Below are 18,292 nucleotides of genomic sequence, written 5' to 3'. Positions count from 1 at the left end.
CCGCTATTGGCCGACGATTGACGCATCCTTAATGTTTCCAGCGGCCTGGCGCCTTTCAGCCTGTCTGGTTTTGCTGTCTATGTGGCGATGAAGGATGCCACTGAGGTGTGGATCCGCTACATAATCAAGGAACCAGGGCCGCCTGGCATCACGGCCAATGTGTTAGCGCCCGGAGCCATCGAGACCGACTTCGTCCATGGCGCTGTACGCGATAACACCCAGCTCAACGCCCTTGTCGCGGGCAACACGGCACTGGACCGCACCAGCCTGACGATATCGGAGCGAGGCGAGGGCGGGCGTTGGGTCAACGGTCAGCGCATCGAGGCTTCCGGTTGCATGTTCCTCTGACGCCCGCTGGCGTTGCGCGGTAGTTCTCAGCCCAGGCTGCTCAGCCTAGATAGACTGCGTGGCAGCCAACGGGAGAGCGTTTGAAGGGGGCGCCGATTGTCATCGTGAGAGCCGACACGGCCTGTCTGGCCCGCGCCATCGGCTTGCCTCCGCAGGTTTTAGCCGTACGTATTTTGGAGCGCTCAGCGAGTTGCAGTTGGTTGGCGCGGGGCTTCTTCTGCTGCCTTTTTGGCAGCAACTTCAAGGATGGTCGTTCTGTTCTGAATTTCAAGGAAGGTTTCTTAAAGCACTCAAACTCGCAAAAATCACATCCTCAATGTTTGTGTCGGGTGGCCGACAGTAACTGACCGAATGGAAATCGATAAATCAAAAGGAGTCAACATGGAAATAACGGCGAGCGACGTAGAATTTAAAGAGGGGCGTCGAGTTCTGTTTATGGGGGGAGGGATTGGGCTTCTTTTGATGGGCCTGTCGTTTCAGGCTTTCCGCATGGGTGCAAGCCCCATTGCGGGCTTGCTGCTTTTGGTTGCGGTCTGGCTGCTGGCGTCGGCTTGGATCAATCGGGGCGCAGGATCAAAGCCGCTGATGATTCTGAAAGATGAGGGCATCTGGTTTTTCAATGCAAACGGTCTGTTGCCGTACACTTCTATTGGCGATATGGAAATCGAGACTTACTGCACGCACAAGGACTTCCAGTTTAATAGCACTTTTCATATTCCGTTGGAAAAAGTCGATACGCTACCTGCCTTCCAATATAGCCGGCTTGATGGTCTTTTCTTAAGGCCGGGCGCGGCCAGAGGGAGGGGCTTTCGTAAACATGTCGTTGTCTTCCGTTATGGAAACTTGCGCGATGCTGACGGGAAAGGCCTTGATGCTGATGACCTGTTTGAAGAGCTGAGTTACCGTATTAACCGCGCCTGCCAAGCCGAGGCCGCAATTCTGGTGCCGACCTCTGCAGCTAATGACGCGCTATCATCTGTGCAGTAACCGCGCTGTTAAATCGAAACCCGTGCAGATTGGCTCTCACGGGTTTTTTCTTGCCCGCGATCCTGCGCCCTTGTTCCCCGGTTCCCGGAGAGGGGGCAAAGCGCTTTCGACCTTCGGGACTAGCTACACTGGAGCGCTTGGACCTGCTTGCTGAGTGCACCGCATTGAGGGCGCAGAAGCGCGAGTTGCATGCTTGGAAGGGTGAGCGAGAGGCGTGGGAGCAGCCTATTTGCAGGTGTCGCTGACAAAGCACTGTTCCAGAGCCGCGACGACTTTATGTAGTGCATCGACTGGATCGACATCGTTTTGCGCGTAGATGCTGCATGCGGCCATATCGTCCGGGTAGCCGAACTCCGCATAGAGCTCCTGCAACCGTTCGATCTTGTCCTCGTTGGCAAACGAGGAATGTTGCAGGTCCGAGAGCATGGCTAGCCGCCATTTCTTCAGAGCATGCAACTGCTTTTCCTGAAGATCGATACCCTCTTTCTTGCACAGGGTTGCCAGCAAGGCGACTACTTCGTCATCACTCAGGGCGTCGCTGCCGGCCAGAACGGCAATATCACTGTCCTGCTGACCGGCAGACAGTAGCTTGAAGGCATGCTCGGATACTGCGTCCTTGTTTATCCAGCCGTTATTCAAGCCGATCGCCAGAGTAGGCCAGTCAACCAGGTTGCGCTTAGCAAGCTCGGGAAAATATTCGTTCATTACTACCCCTTAAGATCTGGCAACTTGGTTGGGGAAGCCTGTCACTTTCCCGCCAGGAATGAAGCGTCGATGCGCAACTCGCTGGTGATGGATTAACTCATTGCTCTTCTGCATCTGCGAGGGACCATCTGGCTATGGTGACGAAGACTTCACCGCTATCGGCGTCGCAAATATAACGAGCTTCTCCGCATGAACCGCCGTGTTTGGTAAGTAGATTACTGTTCCAGTATTGGGAGATTATTTGCGCTAGAGCGATAGCCTGCTCGGTTGTCAAGTTATCAAACAGTCCTGTGATTTCCAGTAAATTCATCCAATACTGGGCACGATCCATATCTTGTGTTGTTTTTATGAGGTCTAGGTAACGATTCGCATCGAAAAGCTCGCCAATAAATGCCCGGTTGTCGAAAACTTCTATTGAGGGAGATATTAGTTGTGCGTAATGGAGGAGGAAATCGAAGTGCAAGGGAGTAGTGGCATATACAGCTTGCACGTAGTCGATGCCGGAAGTAGCTGGATCGTTGTTAGCTTTCTTGAAATCAATAAGACTGAATAGTTGATCATTATGCATGTGTGTTGTTCTCGCCTAAGATTTTCCTGACGCAGGCCGGCAACGGTACGCTGAATTAGCCGTGAAGAACGTGCGTAGGTATCATTGATCCGTGCTTCTGGCTATCAGGGGGTAGTCACTCCAGGCAACCTGGTTTTCAGCGAATAGGCCGTGGAGCGCTGTGACAAGCCCCTGACTTAGCTCCCCTTGAGGAAGATCACGAATTCCATACTTCTCGATAAGGCTATGGCATCTGTCTGTGGCACTGATATTCCATAGATACCAATGTGAGGTTTCCTCGACGTCCGAGCTGAAAGGGTCATGACGGGCAAGTGACTTTATATAATCGAGTGCAGCAGGATTCATCGTTGACGAGTCATCAGCTTTCAACGCTGGGATATAGAGGAGGTCGCTAGAGAGAAGGCGATAGAGGGTGTCGACGGCTAGCTGCCAACGCAGATTTAGTGCCTCTGCAGCTTCGCCATAGTCGCTGAGTTCGAGAACCGTCCTCGATAGTGCGTTTTCGATGGATGTCATGAGCTAGTCACTGGTGGTCAGGGTAGCAAGGTGAGCGTCTTTCAGGTGGTGAGCAGGATCTTCCGGGTATGCGGTTTCAGAGCGATCCCATCTTCGACGTCAATGGTGTCGACTGCATACAGTTGCTTGTTCATCGTCGCGAGACACCAAGTGTAGCCATCAGGCAGAGCCAGGTGCTCAGGTTCCAGCAAGACGTCTGTGGACAGTACATTGGCCAACTGGGTGGCCAGCTTTACATCGTCAAGGCTCAGCTCCTCCGACGCCCAGGAGAGCCCCAGACTTTGCTGGAATTCGGCCTCGTGGTCAGCGTACTGAAGAAAGACAGCTGCGCGCTCCTTGGGATATTCGAGCGACTCGATCCCATCGGGGATTTTTCGGTTGAGGCGCATGACGATCTCGCGCTCGGGGAGTGCTCTTTTGATGAAAAGATTGATCGAGCGGCTCATTGCGCACAGTGTGGGCGTCTTGGGGGGATTGAGGCTGTTCGTCGTTGGCTGTCTCCAGACAGGCGAGCGTGTCGACACCAGCGCTTGCCAGTCCGCCTGAGTGGGTCCTTGGCACTGGGGTGGTGCCGTCGATTCTCTAGGAGATCAGCGTCATGTCCCTATCAAGGGGCTCAGCGTTGACTGTGCGGGAACCTGATGTTTTCAATGTGCTCCTCCCACCAGTCCTTATCCGATGTGTATAGCGTGGTCTGGTTGTCCAGCTTGTCGAGTAGCAGCAACTCGTTGTTCATGTACAGCGCCGAGGCTTTGGCCACGGGCACCAGCTGGTTGATGGTCGCTATCAGAGCGCTCATGCTCTGCTCGTAGTTGCCCAGGTCGGGAGACAGAATGAGCTGGCAGGTGGGGCTGAACTGCAATTCCTCCATGCTGAACTCATCGGGCGCTGGGTTTTTCACCAGGTATGCCATCAGGCCGCTGTTGCCGATCTCGCCCTGAATGACATGTTCCCTATCTTCAAGGGTCCTGAAATCAATTGATGCCATGACGGACGTATAAGACAGAGGGGCTAGATAGAACTGGTAGTCGATCGACATGTCATTGGCCTGTGTATGGCAGGGGGCATCCACGTAGTAACTGTCGTAGCAGAATGCACTTAGCAACCTGGAATTTCCAGTACGGTATCTTCATGTACGCTCATTGACTGTTTCCGGCTTTTCGAGAATTAAAGCGCTGCTGATTTTCTAGCGATGCTGCTGAAAGGCTCTGATGTTCGGATAGGTTTCCAGAAACCAGTCGATGGTACCTTTCATTCGGAGGTTTTTTTCAGCGTCCAGATGCCTGATGATTTCTTTCAGTATCTTTGCCGCTTCGAGAACTTCAGGGCGATCCATTGCGATACCAGAGTCTTCGGTTATACATTCGATCATTGTGCTCAGGGTGGCGGTATTTAAGCACTCCGGCGGGTTCCTGATCAGTTCAATTCCTTTATGAAAGTTCATTGAATACAGGGTCTCGAAAGCGGAAGCCTGGAAATATTCGTCACCCTTGTTGCTGCGCAGAATGTCTACTGCCAAGTGCTCTGCTACGGCTTTGTTCAGGTGTTTCAGTTGGCGCAGTGCTTCTGCCGCTGCGTCGTAGTCACCAAGGTTGGCGACTTCCTCTCGTAGCTCCTCTTCTGTCCTGTTCATAATCAGAAATGGGACGCCCTTTTGAGGTGAGTATTTAGTTTTTAAATTATTTGGTGGTGCTTTATTTATTGGCTTTTCGATGTTTGGGCGTTATTTGGAGAGAGTGATGAACTCTTGATTGTTGTGTAGGCGGAAGATGAGCTCTTTGGTGAGGTCTCTGTATGTATCTTTGCCCGGCGTGTCAGTGGCTACGAATTGCACCTTGTTGATTTGGTAGTTTGATTGGAGTTGATGATTTATTTCTTTTAAGCCGGTGATGACTTGGGTGAGCACATCATCGCTTTTGATCGTGTTTTCATGAGATTCACTGGAAGAAAGGTCGCTGGTTTCTATGGATTCACTATATCCAAGCGATAGCCCAAGCAGGTTATGTTGAGGGCCGGTTATGCGGATGACTTTGTAATAGGGGGCATCGTAAAGAAATTGCATTTTTAATTTTCCAGTTTGGGTGCAGGGTAGCGACGCTCTGCTGCATTATGGGCATCAGTGTATCCGGAGTCATTTCTCCGCATGTACCATGCTTCTGCTGTCTCATGCCTTAATAGTTTCATGTCGTCAGGAGTGTGGGTTCCATTTTCCAGTCTCTTCCAAGCATTAGCGATGCCCATGTCGCTGTCGAATCTGGCGCGTTGAGCTGGAATTCCATATTCCACATAGCGATCAAGCAGGTGTTCCTCGTAAAACAGGTGATCCTTCACCTTTTGAACGTTTTCTATCTTGATCCCAGTATTTTTTGATATATCGGCAACATCGGTATTACTTGCCCGAATAGCTTCGTAGGCTTCATCTGCTGTGCCGGAGAAATATCCTGAACCGGTCTGCCGTCTGTGGCCTCCCTCAGCAGGCGTTTGTACCGTTCCTGGTTTTACCTCTTTTGGGCGCGTCACTTCGACCGTCCGCGCCCCAGTCCCGCTCCCTCTCGCTCTGCCACCGCGCCTGATCCTTGCGCGCTTCAAGGCCGCGCTCAGGCGTTTCAATGCATTACCCAGGCGAGTGAGCTTGTCCAGATAGCTTACCAATGCTGCACCACGAGCGGCCAGGCCGACGCCGCCGGTGAAGACGATCAGCAGGGCTGCAAGCACGATTTCGAACAACACGCCGCCACTGAACTCAGCGACTTCTTCGACGTTCTGTGCCTTGGCATAGTCGACGGCGAAGCGGCCGAGCATGGCTTTGCTGGGGCCGTCTTCGTAGATGAAACAGGCCAGTTCGTAGGCTTCGGCCAGCTGTTCGCGGGTGATGCTGCTGGGGTCGAAGCCTAGAGCTTCGACCAGTTCACGATGCTGTTCAGCGCTGAACTGGCGATTGTATGCGGCCAGCCAGGTTTCTCCCTCGCTGGCGCGCGCCTGCCAGGCACTGCGCAGGGCATTGGAGAAGGCAGTGAAGGGATTGACCAGGTCAGAGAATTCCTTGGCAGTCTTGAGCAGACCCCAGGCACCGAGGAAGAAACCTTTACCCGCCGCAAGTCGGCGATGCACGTAGTTGGAGAGGGCGCTGCGCTGATCCTGAATGGCCTGCAACCGAGCTGCTTCTGCGCGCTCGGCGGCGAGAATTTCGTCCAGTACGGCCTGTAGCTCGGCGCGGGCATTGCTGATGTCGGTATCGACATCAGCGTCGGCGAGCAACTGCGCCTGGTACTCTCCGCTGGGAATGGTCTGGATCAGACCGCCACGAGAGTCCAGGCTACCGCGTACAGCATTGCCGCTGGCGGGAGAGAGGCTGTAGGGCAGGTTGGCGCCGAGGCATTCGCCGTTGTCCCAGACGAAACGCAGCCCGACCAGGCAACTGGAGGTCTGGGTGCTGCCGCCTTCCAATGGTCTGGGAGCCTGGCGGTGGAAATCGCCGTTATAGGGCTCCGGAGTTGGCGCCGGGCGATCATTACGGTTGTTGGGGACGTAGCCGCTCATCCTGTGGCATCCATGCTGCGGCCGGCGGCTGCCGGCAGGTGTCTTCTTCAGCGTCCGATGCTAACCAATGACCTATGCGCAAAATCTTGCGCAGTGGCGTGCTGCGTCTCTGTTTTGTGAACGATGCACGCAAATAATAGTGCTTGAAGCTCAGTCGCGCTGCAGCTCGAGCAGCGCCTTCTGGCTCAGGTCCAGCCACTCCTTGTGCAGGGTGCGGTAGTGCCGCGCAGAGCGGCGGGCGTGGGTGTGGATCTGCTGCAGCAGTTCGATGGCCTCGCGCTGGCGCCCCTGGCGGCGCAGCAGCAGAGCGTAGCGGTAGTTGGCTTCCGGGCTGGCGCTGTAGCTGCCAAGGGCGCGGTATTCCTCTTCGGCCTTGAGGTCGTTGCCCTGGCCTTCCAGGGCGCGGGCATACAGCAGGTGGCCATCGGCGGAGCGAAAGTCGGGATTGTGTGCGATCAGTTGATCGAGGCTCGCCTGGCAGCCGGCGAAATCGCCCAGGGCGAAGCGTGCTCGGGCCAAGCCGAGGAGGATGTCCGGAGCGTCACTGTGGATGCCGCGCAGGGCGGTCTGATAGTGCTGGGCGGCTTCTTCGGCCTGGCCCATGCGCAGCAGCTCGTCGGCCAGGTTGACGCGGGTATCGCGGGTGTCGCGAATCTCCAGTTCATCGCGCAGGGCGCGCAGATGACGCTGCGGGTCGATGCTGTCGTGCAGGCGGTTGAGCGTCTGCCGGCCACGGCGGCTGCCGAGCAGATCCGGCAGCATGATGCCGAGGAAGTAGATCAGGCAGCCGAGGCCGGGCAGGGCGATGATCAGGTACAGCCAGTAGCGTTCCTGACCACTGCGTACCACATGGAGGCCGCAGGTGACTTGGCAGGCGATGACCAGCAGAGCGAGCAGAGGCATGGGGCGATCCAGTCCTTTGGAGTGCGAGGGGAGGCTTATCAGAGCATGGATCTGCGCTGTTGTCAGGTGATGCATGCACGGCTGTGGCCTACGTCACGTGGTAGGCTGCGCGGCTGATTCCATGTTCATAAGGATGCGTGCATGCCGTCGTCGCTGGAGATCTTCGCCAACCTTTTCTATCTGGTTTCGGTCGTGCTGGCGGCGCGCAACTCGGTGCACACCTGGGCCGTCGGTCTGGTCGGTTGCGTGCTGTTCGGCTGGTTGTTCTTCAGCGTGCAGCTGTACGCCGATGTCACCTTGCAGGTCTTCTTCATTGCCACCAGCCTGCTGGGTTGGTGGAGCTGGCTGCGCGGCCGTCAGGGCGAGGCGCTGCCGATCAGCCGTGCAGGCAGTGCCGGGCTGGGCCTGGCGCTGCTGCTGGCGGTGGTCGTGGCGGGCGCATACGGCGCCTTGCTGCATTATTTCACCGACGCCTACGCCCCTTTCATCGATTCGCTGGTGCTGACCTTCAGTGTGCTGGCGCAATTGCTGCTGATGCGCCGCAAGCTGGAAACCTGGTATGGCTGGCTGCTGGTGAACACGCTGGCGGTGCCGCTGTTCGCCTCGCGCGAGCTGTACCTGACGGCGTTCATCTACCTGCTGTTCTGGTGTAACGCCTGGTACGGCCTGTACCGCTGGCGCCGTGAACTGAACGCGCAGACGGCCTGAGATGAGCAAGCGATTTGCCTGTGGGCTGGTGGTCGGCAAGTTCGCGCCGCTGCACCTGGGGCACGAATGGTTGATTCGCCAGGCGCAGCAACAGTGCGAACAGTTGGTGCTGCTCAGCTGGGCCCGCCCGGAGCTTGTCGGTTGTGAGCCGGAACGGCGGGCGAACTGGCTGCAGATGCGCTTTCCCGAGCTGCGCAGTTGGGTGGTGACGCCCGAGTGGGTTGCCCGGCAGCGCGCACGAGGCCTGGCGCTGCCGGATCTTCCTCATGAATCCGAGCCCGATGCCGCACAGCGTCAGTTCGTCGCCGATTTCTGCCTGGCAGTGCTCGGCCACCCGGTCGACGCGGTGTTTACCAGCGAGGCCTACGGCGAGGGGTTCGCTGCCCACCTGAGCCGGTGTTTCGGTCGGCCTGTGCAGCATGTCGAGATCAACCGCGCACGCACTCAGGTACCGGTGTCCGGTACGCGTCTGCGCGCCGATATTCACAGTCTGCGCTGCTACCTGGCGCCGCAGGTCTACGGCGATTTCGTCGAGCGCATCGCCTTGCTCGGCGGCGAGTCCACCGGCAAGAGCAGCCTTGCCCTGGCGTTGGCCGAGGCCCTGGATACGCGGTATGCCGCCGAGTACGGCCGCGAGCGCTGGGAGGAGAAGGGCGGTGTACTCGTTTATGAGGACCTGTTGCACATCGGTAATACCCAGGTTGCCCGCGAACAGACCCAGGCCGAGCAGTGCCGGCGTTATCTGGTGTGCGACACCACGCCGCTGACCACGCTGTTCTATTGCCGCGAACTGTTCGGGCGTGCCGAGGCCGAGTTGGAGCAGTTGGCCGAGCGGCACTATCACCATCTGTTCCTGTGCGCCGATGACTTCCCCTTCGTGCAGGACGGCACCCGTCAGGACGAGACCTTTCGCCGCCGGCAGAACCAGTGGTACGAGCAGGAACTGACGCGGCGCGGCTGGCCATTCACCCGGCTGACCGGCTCGCTGCAACAGCGCATCGAGCAGGTGCTGCGCAGTCTGAGTGGCACCTAGGCAGTGGTCGTGGGTGCGTACGGCGCACCCGAGGCTCGAACAAGCGAAACACTTGCCGAACTCGTCGCAGATGGCTTTGCGTAGGATGCGCCGTGCGCACCGGCTTCATATGGCGATGCGTGGAATACGTTCGGAGTTCAGCCGGCCATCGCTGCAATGGTTGGCGCGCACCGTCTGGGCGGCCCGGCGACACTCTACGAAGCTTGCCGGTCATCTATGGCTGGGCGAGGATGCGCCTTTTCGACCGAACCGGGATCGTCATGCGCCGTCTGCCTTCGCTCACCGCCCTGCGCACCTTCGAGGCTGCCGCGCGGCATGCCCACTTCGGCCGTGCAGCCGCTGAGCTGTGCGTGACCGACAGCGCCGTCAGCCACCAGATTCGTCAGCTCGAAGAGCAACTCGGCAGCACGCTGTTCGAGCGTGATGGCCGTCAGGTACGCCCGACGCCGCAGGCCAGGCGCCTTCTGCACAGCCTGCAACAGGCCTTTGAGCTGATTGGCGAGGCCTGCGACGAGCTGCGTGATCCCGGCTCGCAGGCGCAGCTGCGCGTCGCGGTTACCGCTGAATTGGCGCAGAAGTGGCTGGTCGGGCGCCTGGCCGATTTCGCCGAGCGCCACCCGCAGATCACCTTGCACCTGCACGAACAGCCGCTGGAGGCGACGCTGCCGGGCAGCGAGATCGATATCGCCATCACCTATGGCACCGGACCGGACGATGCCAGCGCCTACTTCGTGCGGCCGTTGCCGACCCTACAGTTCTTTCCGGTGTGCAGCCCTGGCCTGTTCAACCAGTCGCCGCTCAAGCACCCTCGCGACCTGGCGCGTCATTGCCTGCTGCATGATGACCAGGACGGCAAGACCTGGACCGCCTGGCTGACCACCCACGCCGGCGATATCCAGCCGACACGGCATCTGTACCTGGGCCATGCCGGCCTGACCATGGAGGCCGCTGCACGCGGTCAGGGCGTGGCCATCGGCGATAACCTGACCAGTGCCGAAGACCTGGCCAGTGGTCGCCTGGTGCGTCCCTTCGCCGCCCAGGTGCCGTCGCTCGGGCAGTACGCGCTGGTGTGCGAGCGCCTGCGCCTGGACAAGCCGGCCGTGGCTCATTTCATCGAATGGTTCACTGATCAGTTGATTGATCTGTGAATTGAATTCAAGGGTTCCGCGATTATCGTCATTGGTCGACGCGGCATCGACGCGCGTACTGTCGGGCTCCTTCCAGCCACTGACCAGGAGCCGCGAGATGGCCCGTACCCTGACCTCCCTACCCAAGGCCGACGGCTTCCGTCTGCCCGGCGAATTCGAAACCAAGAGCCGCTGCTGGCTCGGATGGCCCGAGCGCCCGGACGTGTGGCGCAACGGCGGCAAGCCGGCGCAGAAGGTCTGGGTCGAGATCGTTGCGGCCATCGCCAGCAGCGAGCCAGTCACCGTTTGCGCCTCGGCGGCGCAGTACGCCAACGCTCGACGCCTGTTGCCGGCGCATGTGCGGGTGGTGGAAATGACCTGCAACGACACCTGGTTCCGCGACAGCGGTCCGGCCTTTCTGGTGCATGACGAGACGGCCGAAGTGCGCGGTGTAGACTTCGAGTTCAACGCCTATGGCGGGCTCGATGGCGGGCTTTACTACCCCTGGGACAAGGACGATCAGATCGCGCAGAAGATTCTCGAGATCGAGGGTTTCGATCGTTATCGCGCACCTTTCATCGCCGAAATGGGCGGTATCCAGAGCGATGGCCAGCGCACTCTGCTGACCACCGAGCAGTGCCTGCTCAACCGCAATCGCAACGCTCACCTGGGCAAGGACGAGATGACTCGCCGGCTATCGGATTACCTCGGTGCCGAGCAGGTGATCTGGTTGCCACGCGGCTGCAAGTTCGACGAAACCGACGGCCATATCGACGACCTGGCCTGCTTCGTCCGTCCTGGCGTGGTGGTGATGCAGTGGACCGATGACCGCACCGACCCGCAATGGGAAATCTACCAGGAGGCCTACGACATCCTGCGCAGCACGCGCGATGCCCGTGGTCGTACGCTGGAGGTGCACAAGCTGCCGCAACCGCGCGTGCTGGAATGGACGGCGGTGGAGGCCGAAGGCCTGGATCAGGACGATGCCACCCACACCCGTCAGGCCGGCACGCAGATCTGCGCCTCGTACATCAACTACTACGCCGGAAACTCGGCCATCGTCCTGCCGTTGTTCGGCGACGCCAACGACCGTGTGGCCCAGGCCACCCTGGCCGAACTGTTCCCGCAGCATCGCATCCTCGGCATCGAGAACTCGCGGGAAATCCTCCTCGGTGGCGGCAACGTCGCCTGCATCACCATGCCGCAATACGCCGCGCCCCAGCGCGCCTAGGAGGCTCGGATGAAACTGCCCGCCAGTCTGTTGGCCGTGGCCCTTGCCGCCTGCGCACACGCGCAGGCTAGCGCGGCGCCGCAGCAGGTCAACCTGTTCATCTGGAGCGAATACCTGGCCCCGGACACCTTGGCTTCGTTCGAGGAGAAGACCGGTATCCACGTGGTCGTCGATCACTTCGATTCGCTGGAAACCGTGGAAACCAAGCTGCTCACCGGTGGCAGTGGCTACGACCTGGTGCTGACCGCCGGCCAGCACCTGAGCCGGGCCATCGCCAGTGGTGCGCTGCGCGAGCTGGACAAGACGCAGTTGCCGCATTTTGCCGGGCTCGATGACGAATTCACCCAGCACATGGCCAAGTTCGATCCGGGCAATCGCTACGCCGGACTCTACGTCTGGGGTACCACCGGCTTCGGCTATCAGCAGCAGGCCATCGCTAAGCGTATGACCGATGCCCCGAGCGATAGCTGGGCGATGTTGATGGATCCGCAGGTGGTGGCGCGCTTCGCCGACTGCGGGGTGAGTTTCCTCAATGATCCCAACGAGGTGTTCGCCGCCGCGTTCCGCTACCTGGGGCTGGACATCAACCGGCAGAGTCTCGATGACCTGAAGCAGGCCGAGGCCCATCTGGCCAAGGTGCGGCCGTTCATTCGCTACTTCGACAACGACCGCAACATCAGCGATCTGGCCAACGGCAACACCTGCCTGGCGATGGCCTGGAATGGCAACGTCGCCATCGCCGCGGCACAGGCCGAGCAGGCCAACAAGGACTTCCAGCTGAGCTACCGCATCCCGCGTGAAGGGGCATTGCTGTGGTTCGATGCCATGGTCATCCCGCGTGACGCACCGCACCCGGAAGCCGGGCTGGCGTTGATGGACCACCTGATGACCCCCGAGGTGATCGGCGCCATCAGCAACAGTATCTACTACGCCAATGCGGTACCGGCCGCCGACGCCTTCGTCGATCCGGCGATTCTCGCCGACCCCGGCACCTACCCACCGGCCGAGCTACGCGCCACGCTGTACACCAAGAATGACAACAGCCGCGAGTTCAACCGGGCGCTGACGCGTGCCTTCAGTCGGATGAAATCAGGCCGGTAGCGCTCAGCGATAGCGGGCGAGGATGGCGTCGAATTCACCATCCTCTTTCATCTGGACCATTGCCCGCAGCAGCGCCTGGGTGGGGACATCAGGCGCGTCGCGGACAACGCAGCCGACTGGGTCGGCGCTGATTTCTGCGAGCGCATGCAGGCGTTTTTCTTGCGGCCGATTACGGTTGAACCAGTTCAGGCTGAGGTCGTTGCTGATCGCATAGCGGTAGCGGCCGGCTTCGAGCTTCTCCAGCGCCAGTGCCTGGGTGCGAACGTCTTCGCGGTGAATCTCACCGCTGGCCAGCAGTGGCTCCAGGCGCGGGTAGCTGAAGCCCAGTACCGTTCCCAGGCGCTCGCCGCGCAGTTGCTCCAGCGTGAAGTCGGGTTCGGCGACGCGAGCGACGATCACATCGCGCTGCAGCATGAAGGGCAGGCTCCAGATGTACTGGTGGTGGGCTTCGCCGAGCCAGTCAGGATTGACGTAGCAACGCACGTCGATTCCACCCGTGGCCAGCAGGCGCTGCACGCGCAAGCGCGGCAGCACCAACATCTCTGCCCGGCGGCCAACTTTCTGCGCCAGGCGCATCTGCAGGTCGTAGAGAATCCCGCCCCTGACCTGGCCATCGACGATGCTGATCATCGGCATGGCCCAGCTCTCGGTCACCGAGAAGCGCAGCGGGCGCTGCTCCTGGGCCGAGGCGGCGAGGCAGAGCAGAAGCAGCAGAGCGGAAAGCGAAAAACGCATGCAGTTACCGGTCAGGGAGCGTTGAGCAAAGCCGCGCCGAGCTTGGTCATAGCGGACTGAGCGATGGCCGCTCAGGCTGGTGCCGACTCGAAGCTATCGGCGCGCGCCATGCGCCACATGCGGTCGTAGAACTCGCCTTCGATCTGGCCGCTGAGTAACTCTCCCGGCGCGAGGAACACATGCTGCTGCGAGAACAGCTTGATCTCGGTGGCGGACATGCGTTGCACCAGATGCTTGGCATCCATCTGCGCAGGATGATCGAGGCCGGCAGCGGCGAGCATTTCGGCCAGTGCCTTGAGCGTGTTGCGGTGGAAGTTGTAGACGCGCTGGGCCTTGTCCTCGACCACCAGGGCGCGCTGGCGCAGCGGGTCCTGGGTGGCCACGCCAGTGGGGCACTTGTTGGTGTGGCAGGACTGCGACTGGATACAGCCGATGGCGAACATGAAGCCGCGCGCCGAATTGGCCCAATCGGCGCCGATGGCCAGCACGCGGGCGATATCGAAGGCGCTGACGATCTTGCCGCTGGCGCCGAGCTTGATCTTGTCGCGCAGGTTGCTGCCGACCAGGGTGTTATGGACGAACAGCAGGCCCTCACGCAGCGGCACGCCGAGGTGGTCGGTGAACTCCAATGGCGCCGCACCGGTGCCGCCTTCCTTGCCGTCGACGACGATGAAGTCGGGCAGGATGCCGGTCTCCAGCATGGCTTTGACGATGCCCATGAATTCCCACGGGTGGCCCAGGCAGAATTTGAAGCCGACCGGTTTGCCGCCCGATAGCTCGCGCAACTGAGCGATGAACTGCAAGAGTTCGGTGGGCGTGGAGAAGGCACTGTGGCGCGAAGGCGAGACGCAATCCTCGCCCATCGGTACGCCGCGGGTGCTGGCGATTTCCTCGGTGATCTTGTGCTTGGGCAGGATGCCGCCATGGCCCGGTTTGGCGCCCTGGCTGAGCTTGATCTCGATCATCTTCACCTGTGGATTGGCGGCCTGGGCGGCGAAGCGCTCGGGGTCGAAGCGCCCGTCGGACGCACGGCAACCGAAGTAGCCGCTGCCCAGTTCCCAGACCAGGTCGCCACCGTGCTCGCGGTGATAGGGGCTGATGCTGCCCTCGCCGGTGTCGTGGTAGAACTCGCCGAGTTTCGCCCCTTCGTTGAGGGCGCGAATGGCGTTGGCGCTGAGCGAGCCGAAACTCATCGCCGAAATATTGAACAGTGACGCCGAGTACGGCTGGCTGCATTGCGGCCCGCCGATCTCCACGCGAAAGCTGCACGGATCGGTCAGCGGCGCCGGACGCATGGAGTGGCTGATGAACTCGAAGCCGTTCTGGTACACATCGCTCAGGGTGCCGAACGGTTTGTCGGCGCCTTCGTTCTTGGCGCGCGAATAGACCAGTGAGCGCTGCGCACGGGAGAAGGGCAGTTGCTCGGCGTCGCCTTCGAGCAGGTATTGGCGAATCTCCGGGCGGATGCCTTCGACCAGGTAGCGGATGTTGCCCAGGATCGGGTAGTTGCGTCTGACCGCATGGCGCGTTTGCAGCAGGTCGCCGAGACCGATCAGGCTGAGAACGCCGGTGAGCAGGGTTAGCGGCCACAGCCATTGATGGCCAAGGAAGGGCAGGCTGGCCAGGGTGAACAGCACGCAGAAGGCGAAAAAAGCGTAGCGGCTGAGCAGGGAGAGGTTCATGCAAGCTCCAGATACACGGATCAAGATAAGACTTTAGACCAAATGGCTATATTGGGTCATGTTCTGTCCAATTAGACACGCTCAAGGGCTGAGGACGAACCCCATTGCCCTGTGGCACACTCAGTGGCCCGGAGCCAACCATCGTAAGAGCTTGGCCCAAGTCCCCCGATTTTCGGCCTGCGCCATTGTCGCCGGCCTACTGCCTGAGGCCGCCAGCGGCCGATAAGAGGAATGACCGTGCATAACGTCGTGATCAGTGGTACCGGCCTCTACACCCCGGCCAACAGCATTTCCAACGACGAGCTGGTGGCATCCTTCAATGCCTATGTGCAGCAGTTCAACGCCGACAATGCCGAGGCCATCGCCTGTGGCGAAGTCGAGGCCCTGAGCGAGTCCAGCAGTGGCTTCATCGAGAAAGCGTCGGGTATCAAGAGCCGCTTCGTCATCGACAAGGCCGGCATCCTTGACCCCCAGCGCATGGTGCCGAGCATCCCTGAACGCTCCAACGAAGACTGGGGCATCCTCTGCGAAATGGCCGTGGGCGCCGCCAAGCAGGCGCTGGAGCGCGCCGGCAAGACCGTCGCCGATATCGACGGGGTGATCGTCGCTTGCTCGAATTTGCAGCGCGCCTACCCGGCGGTGGCGATCGAAGTGCAGGCCGCACTGGGTATCCAGGGCTGGGGCTATGACATGAACGTCGCCTGCTCCTCGGCCACTTTCGGCATCCAGGCCGCGACCACCGCGATCCAGACCGGCCAGGCCCGCGCCATCCTGATGGTCAACCCGGAAATTTGCACCGGCCACCTCAACTTCCGTGACCGTGACAGTCACTTCATTTTCGGCGATGCCGCCACTGCGGTGATCATCGAGCGCGCCGATCTGGCCACCTCCAAGCATCAGTTCGACGTGGTCGGCACCAAGCTGCTGACCCAGTTCTCCAACAACATCCGCAACAACTTCGGCTTCCTCAACCGCGCCGCGCAAGAGGGTGCGGGCGCCCGCGACAAGCTGTTCGTGCAGGAAGGCCGCAAGGTGTTCAAGGACGTCTGCCCGATGGTCGCCGAGCTGATTGCCGCGCATCTGGCGGAAAATCAACTCAACGTCAGCGACGTCAAGCGCTTCTGGCTGCACCAGGCCAACCTCAACATGAACCTGCTGATCGCCCGCAAGCTGCTCGGCCGCGATGCCGAGCCGAACGAGGCGCCGGTGATTCTCGACACCTACGCCAACACCAGTTCGGCCGGTTCGGTGATTGCCCTGCACAAAAATCAGGACGATCTGCCGGCAGGCAGCCTGGGTGTTCTAAGCTCCTTTGGTGCCGGTTATTCGATCGGCAGTGTAATTTTGCGCAAGCGTTGAACTCTCTGTAGGCATGCCTGACGTGCGCGGAGCGTTCGGCTACGTGCACAGGCCTGACCTAGGGAGTTCCATGTCCGATACCGATCTGCTGGGTCGTCTGCTCGCCGGTGAGCAGAAGGCCTACCGCGAACTGGTCGCGCGTTACCAGGGGGCGATGCGGGCGGTGGCCTACGCCATCGTCGGCAGCCGCCATGCTGACGAAGTGGTGCAGGATGCCTGGCTTGCCGTGGTGCGCAGCCTGGCAGGCTTTCAGGGGCGTTCCAGCCTCAAGACCTGGCTGCTGACCATCACTGCCAACACCGCCAAGACCCGTCTCAAGCACAACCGTCGTGAAGTGTTGCTCGACGACCTGGCCGCGCCCCATGGCACGGTGGGTGACGAGCGCTTTGCCGATGACGGTCACTGGCTGCTGGCGCCGCATGCCTGGCATCAGGACAGCCCCGAAGCCCTGCTCACCGAGGACGAATTGCGCGAGTGCCTGGAGCACACCCTGGCCAGCTTGTCCGAGTTGCAGGCCAGCGTGCTGGTGCTGCGCGAGCGCCAGGGCCTGGAGCTGGAGGCGATCTGTAATCTTCTCGACATCTCGCTCTCCAATGCACGTGTGCTGCTGCACCGGGCACGCCTGAAAGTCTTTGCCACCCTGGAACATTTCGAGGAGACAGGCCAATGCTGACCTGCAAGGAATTGGTCGCTCACTCCAGCGATTATCTCGACGGCCAACTGACGTTGCGCCAGCGCCTGGCCGTACGCGCACACCTGGCGATGTGCGGCAACTGCCGGCGTTTCATCCGCCAGATGAAACTGACCCAGGCGGTGATCCGGCAGATGCCGGATGAGGAGTTACCTGAACTCGACGCCCTGTCCGAGCGCCTGGCGCAGGATCGGCGTAATCAGGGGTGAACTGTGTACTTGCTGGGATGGCTCGGCGTCGCCCTCCTGGCAAGTCACTGCGTAGGGTGGATCGGGGCGCGTAGCCGACGTTTTTATCATCCACCGTTTGCGGTGTTTGGTTGGGATACTTGCTTGTTCCTGCCGTGAATAACGGCCTCGGTACGCGTGGCCTTATAATGAAGGTGCAACCGTGATGTAAAAGCCGTCGCCGTGCTTGCGATTGTTAGCACTCGTCCTCTTTACAGAACGCAGGCTCTAGGCTACCAATTATTTTGTTTAAAGGTGGCTTTGAAATTCGAAGTATTAATGATTCCACATGCTTCGGATAGTCAATCCAGTTAGAGTTTCCAACGTCATATGCTGAGATATATTTTGTTATCTCATATCGCTTTTGGGGTGCGTTTTTGATTCCGGATGGAAATTTGATTGAAACTTCCTGTCTTATTGATTGATAGCATTCTTTAATAAGGCTCGTTGCCGCTTTGCCAATGTAAAGCAAGTTGCCCATGGAATCATAGAATGCATAAATTCCTGGGTTGTCAGCATGCCCTCCAAGCATATTTTTTAGTTGGGGCATGATTTTTTCTTCAGGGTGAAATTCATAATACTCCGCGATTCTTCTGAATTCCGGAGTAAATATGCAATGCGCAATATATTCTATAGTGTTTTTTTGGGGGGCTAATGAGCCATCTAACCACTTCCGGAACTGTATGTGAGTATAGCCTGTGGCTTTTATCGCTTGCTCTATGTTTCCCCCGAAATAGTTCTCAAAAAAATAACGAACTACTTCGTTTCTCATCTCGCTCATAAGGATTCCTTTTTTCTAGCGTTTAATTAAGGTGGCTTTAGCCCGTCCCA

At 59.3% G+C, this 18,292-nt stretch carries 21 protein-coding genes; 10 read left to right on the top strand and 11 right to left on the bottom strand.

The window, feature by feature from the left end:
• Positions 1-24: 24 nt before the first annotated feature.
• Complete coding sequence (locus tag BM059_RS20590; RefSeq protein WP_277813597.1) at positions 25-348, top strand: SDR family oxidoreductase; 324 nt, start codon at positions 25-27, stop codon at positions 346-348.
• 351 nt (positions 349-699) lie between these two features.
• Positions 700-1,335 carry a hypothetical protein gene (locus BM059_RS20585; protein ID WP_244154439.1) on the top strand — a complete coding sequence of 212 codons (636 nt, stop codon included), beginning with the start codon at positions 700-702 and terminating at the stop codon, positions 1,333-1,335.
• A 225-nt stretch (positions 1,336-1,560) separates the two neighbouring features.
• Here BM059_RS20585 and BM059_RS20580 read toward each other — a convergent pair whose 3' ends face one another.
• The 8 genes from BM059_RS20580 to BM059_RS20540 form a co-directional block, all read right to left on the bottom strand.
• On the bottom strand, positions 1,561-2,040 hold the full coding sequence (locus BM059_RS20580) for a DUF2247 family protein (RefSeq protein WP_074941153.1): 480 nt from the start codon (positions 2,038-2,040) through the stop codon (positions 1,561-1,563).
• A 97-nt stretch (positions 2,041-2,137) separates the two neighbouring features.
• Positions 2,138-2,608, bottom strand: a complete 471-nt coding sequence (locus tag BM059_RS20575) for a hypothetical protein (RefSeq protein WP_074941152.1) — start codon at positions 2,606-2,608, stop codon at positions 2,138-2,140.
• 557 nt (positions 2,609-3,165) lie between these two features.
• Positions 3,166-3,570 carry a hypothetical protein gene (locus tag BM059_RS20565; RefSeq protein ID WP_074941150.1) on the bottom strand — a complete coding sequence of 135 codons (405 nt, stop codon included), beginning with the start codon at positions 3,568-3,570 and terminating at the stop codon, positions 3,166-3,168.
• A gap of 170 nt (positions 3,571-3,740) precedes the next feature.
• Positions 3,741-4,163, bottom strand: coding sequence for a SitI3 family protein (locus tag BM059_RS20560; protein WP_139220776.1), 423 nt, complete (start codon positions 4,161-4,163; stop codon positions 3,741-3,743).
• A gap of 147 nt (positions 4,164-4,310) precedes the next feature.
• Entirely contained in the window at positions 4,311-4,757 is a 447-nt protein-coding gene (locus BM059_RS20555; protein WP_074941148.1) for a hypothetical protein, read from the bottom strand.
• 90 nt (positions 4,758-4,847) lie between these two features.
• Complete coding sequence (locus BM059_RS20550; protein WP_074941147.1) at positions 4,848-5,186, bottom strand: hypothetical protein; 339 nt, start codon at positions 5,184-5,186, stop codon at positions 4,848-4,850.
• Positions 5,187-5,188: 2 nt separating this feature from the next.
• A complete protein-coding gene (locus tag BM059_RS20545; RefSeq protein WP_074941146.1) occupies positions 5,189-6,664 on the bottom strand; it encodes a hypothetical protein in 1,476 nt (491 codons plus the stop codon).
• A gap of 150 nt (positions 6,665-6,814) precedes the next feature.
• Positions 6,815-7,567, bottom strand: a complete 753-nt coding sequence (locus tag BM059_RS20540) for a tetratricopeptide repeat protein (protein WP_074941145.1) — start codon at positions 7,565-7,567, stop codon at positions 6,815-6,817.
• 141 nt (positions 7,568-7,708) lie between these two features.
• Between BM059_RS20540 and pnuC the strand changes: the two genes are divergently transcribed.
• From pnuC to BM059_RS20515, 5 genes are all read left to right on the top strand, one after another.
• A complete protein-coding gene (gene pnuC, locus BM059_RS20535) occupies positions 7,709-8,275 on the top strand; it encodes a nicotinamide riboside transporter PnuC (protein ID WP_074941144.1) in 567 nt (188 codons plus the stop codon).
• A gap of 1 nt (position 8,276) precedes the next feature.
• A complete protein-coding gene (locus BM059_RS20530) occupies positions 8,277-9,308 on the top strand; it encodes an AAA family ATPase (RefSeq protein ID WP_037000399.1) in 1,032 nt (343 codons plus the stop codon).
• Between the two features lie 260 nt (positions 9,309-9,568).
• Positions 9,569-10,456, top strand: a complete 888-nt coding sequence (locus BM059_RS20525; RefSeq protein ID WP_074941194.1) for a LysR substrate-binding domain-containing protein — start codon at positions 9,569-9,571, stop codon at positions 10,454-10,456.
• 97 nt (positions 10,457-10,553) lie between these two features.
• Positions 10,554-11,666, top strand: coding sequence for an agmatine deiminase (gene aguA, locus BM059_RS20520; RefSeq protein ID WP_074941143.1), 1,113 nt, complete (start codon positions 10,554-10,556; stop codon positions 11,664-11,666).
• A 9-nt stretch (positions 11,667-11,675) separates the two neighbouring features.
• Positions 11,676-12,767 carry an extracellular solute-binding protein gene (locus BM059_RS20515; protein ID WP_074941142.1) on the top strand — a complete coding sequence of 364 codons (1,092 nt, stop codon included), beginning with the start codon at positions 11,676-11,678 and terminating at the stop codon, positions 12,765-12,767.
• Between the two features lie 3 nt (positions 12,768-12,770).
• Here BM059_RS20515 and BM059_RS20510 read toward each other — a convergent pair whose 3' ends face one another.
• The gene (locus tag BM059_RS20510; protein WP_037000395.1) at positions 12,771-13,502 is read right to left on the bottom strand and encodes a substrate-binding periplasmic protein; all 732 of its coding nucleotides are present in this window, start codon (positions 13,500-13,502) and stop codon (positions 12,771-12,773) included.
• 71 nt (positions 13,503-13,573) lie between these two features.
• Positions 13,574-15,184, bottom strand: a complete 1,611-nt coding sequence (locus tag BM059_RS20505) for an FMN-binding glutamate synthase family protein (RefSeq protein ID WP_074941141.1) — start codon at positions 15,182-15,184, stop codon at positions 13,574-13,576.
• 237 nt (positions 15,185-15,421) lie between these two features.
• Here BM059_RS20505 and BM059_RS20500 point away from each other — a divergent pair, with 237 nt between their 5' ends.
• The 3 genes from BM059_RS20500 (at position 15,422) to BM059_RS20490 (ending at position 17,443) form a co-directional block, all read left to right on the top strand.
• The gene (locus BM059_RS20500; protein ID WP_074941193.1) at positions 15,422-16,543 is read left to right on the top strand and encodes a beta-ketoacyl-ACP synthase III; all 1,122 of its coding nucleotides are present in this window, start codon (positions 15,422-15,424) and stop codon (positions 16,541-16,543) included.
• 70 nt (positions 16,544-16,613) lie between these two features.
• Positions 16,614-17,216 carry an RNA polymerase sigma factor gene (locus BM059_RS20495; RefSeq protein ID WP_037000393.1) on the top strand — a complete coding sequence of 201 codons (603 nt, stop codon included), beginning with the start codon at positions 16,614-16,616 and terminating at the stop codon, positions 17,214-17,216.
• Positions 17,210-17,443, top strand: coding sequence for an anti-sigma factor family protein (locus BM059_RS20490; RefSeq protein WP_074941140.1), 234 nt, complete (start codon positions 17,210-17,212; stop codon positions 17,441-17,443). Before BM059_RS20495 ends, BM059_RS20490 begins: the two co-directional genes overlap by 7 nt.
• A gap of 214 nt (positions 17,444-17,657) precedes the next feature.
• Here BM059_RS20490 and BM059_RS20485 read toward each other — a convergent pair whose 3' ends face one another.
• Positions 17,658-18,242, bottom strand: a complete 585-nt coding sequence (locus BM059_RS20485) for a GIY-YIG nuclease family protein (RefSeq protein WP_074941139.1) — start codon at positions 18,240-18,242, stop codon at positions 17,658-17,660.
• Positions 18,243-18,292: the final 50 nt, after the last annotated feature.

Source organism: Ectopseudomonas composti (genome assembly GCF_900115475.1).
Taxonomy (GTDB): Bacteria; Pseudomonadota; Gammaproteobacteria; order Pseudomonadales; family Pseudomonadaceae; genus Aquipseudomonas; species Aquipseudomonas composti.
Note: the sequence above shows the minus strand (reverse complement) of the source record. Positions and strands in the feature narration are given on the sequence as shown.

Excerpts from the sequence above, each read along its gene's own strand:
- BM059_RS20495 (WP_037000393.1), top strand. The coding sequence starts at position 16,614 with ATGTCCGATACCGATCTGCTGGGTCGTCTGCTCGCCGGTGAGCAGAAG.
- BM059_RS20560 (WP_139220776.1), bottom strand. The coding sequence starts at position 4,163 with ATGTCGATCGACTACCAGTTCTATCTAGCCCCTCTGTCTTATACGTCC.
- BM059_RS20540 (WP_074941145.1), bottom strand. The coding sequence starts at position 7,567 with ATGCCTCTGCTCGCTCTGCTGGTCATCGCCTGCCAAGTCACCTGCGGC.
- aguA (WP_074941143.1), top strand. The coding sequence starts at position 10,554 with ATGGCCCGTACCCTGACCTCCCTACCCAAGGCCGACGGCTTCCGTCTG.
- BM059_RS20565 (WP_074941150.1), bottom strand. The coding sequence starts at position 3,570 with ATGAGCCGCTCGATCAATCTTTTCATCAAAAGAGCACTCCCCGAGCGC.
- BM059_RS20545 (WP_074941146.1), bottom strand. The coding sequence starts at position 6,664 with ATGAGCGGCTACGTCCCCAACAACCGTAATGATCGCCCGGCGCCAACT.
- BM059_RS20525 (WP_074941194.1), top strand. The coding sequence starts at position 9,569 with ATGCGCCGTCTGCCTTCGCTCACCGCCCTGCGCACCTTCGAGGCTGCC.
- BM059_RS20555 (WP_074941148.1), bottom strand. The coding sequence starts at position 4,757 with ATGAACAGGACAGAAGAGGAGCTACGAGAGGAAGTCGCCAACCTTGGT.
- BM059_RS20550 (WP_074941147.1), bottom strand. The coding sequence starts at position 5,186 with ATGCAATTTCTTTACGATGCCCCCTATTACAAAGTCATCCGCATAACC.
- pnuC (WP_074941144.1), top strand. The coding sequence starts at position 7,709 with ATGCCGTCGTCGCTGGAGATCTTCGCCAACCTTTTCTATCTGGTTTCG.
- BM059_RS20505 (WP_074941141.1), bottom strand. The coding sequence starts at position 15,184 with ATGAACCTCTCCCTGCTCAGCCGCTACGCTTTTTTCGCCTTCTGCGTG.
- BM059_RS20490 (WP_074941140.1), top strand. The coding sequence starts at position 17,210 with ATGCTGACCTGCAAGGAATTGGTCGCTCACTCCAGCGATTATCTCGAC.
- BM059_RS20585 (WP_244154439.1), top strand. The coding sequence starts at position 700 with ATGGAAATCGATAAATCAAAAGGAGTCAACATGGAAATAACGGCGAGC.
- BM059_RS20530 (WP_037000399.1), top strand. The coding sequence starts at position 8,277 with ATGAGCAAGCGATTTGCCTGTGGGCTGGTGGTCGGCAAGTTCGCGCCG.
- BM059_RS20575 (WP_074941152.1), bottom strand. The coding sequence starts at position 2,608 with ATGCATAATGATCAACTATTCAGTCTTATTGATTTCAAGAAAGCTAAC.
- BM059_RS20485 (WP_074941139.1), bottom strand. The coding sequence starts at position 18,242 with ATGAGCGAGATGAGAAACGAAGTAGTTCGTTATTTTTTTGAGAACTAT.
- BM059_RS20510 (WP_037000395.1), bottom strand. The coding sequence starts at position 13,502 with ATGCGTTTTTCGCTTTCCGCTCTGCTGCTTCTGCTCTGCCTCGCCGCC.
- BM059_RS20515 (WP_074941142.1), top strand. The coding sequence starts at position 11,676 with ATGAAACTGCCCGCCAGTCTGTTGGCCGTGGCCCTTGCCGCCTGCGCA.
- BM059_RS20580 (WP_074941153.1), bottom strand. The coding sequence starts at position 2,040 with ATGAACGAATATTTTCCCGAGCTTGCTAAGCGCAACCTGGTTGACTGG.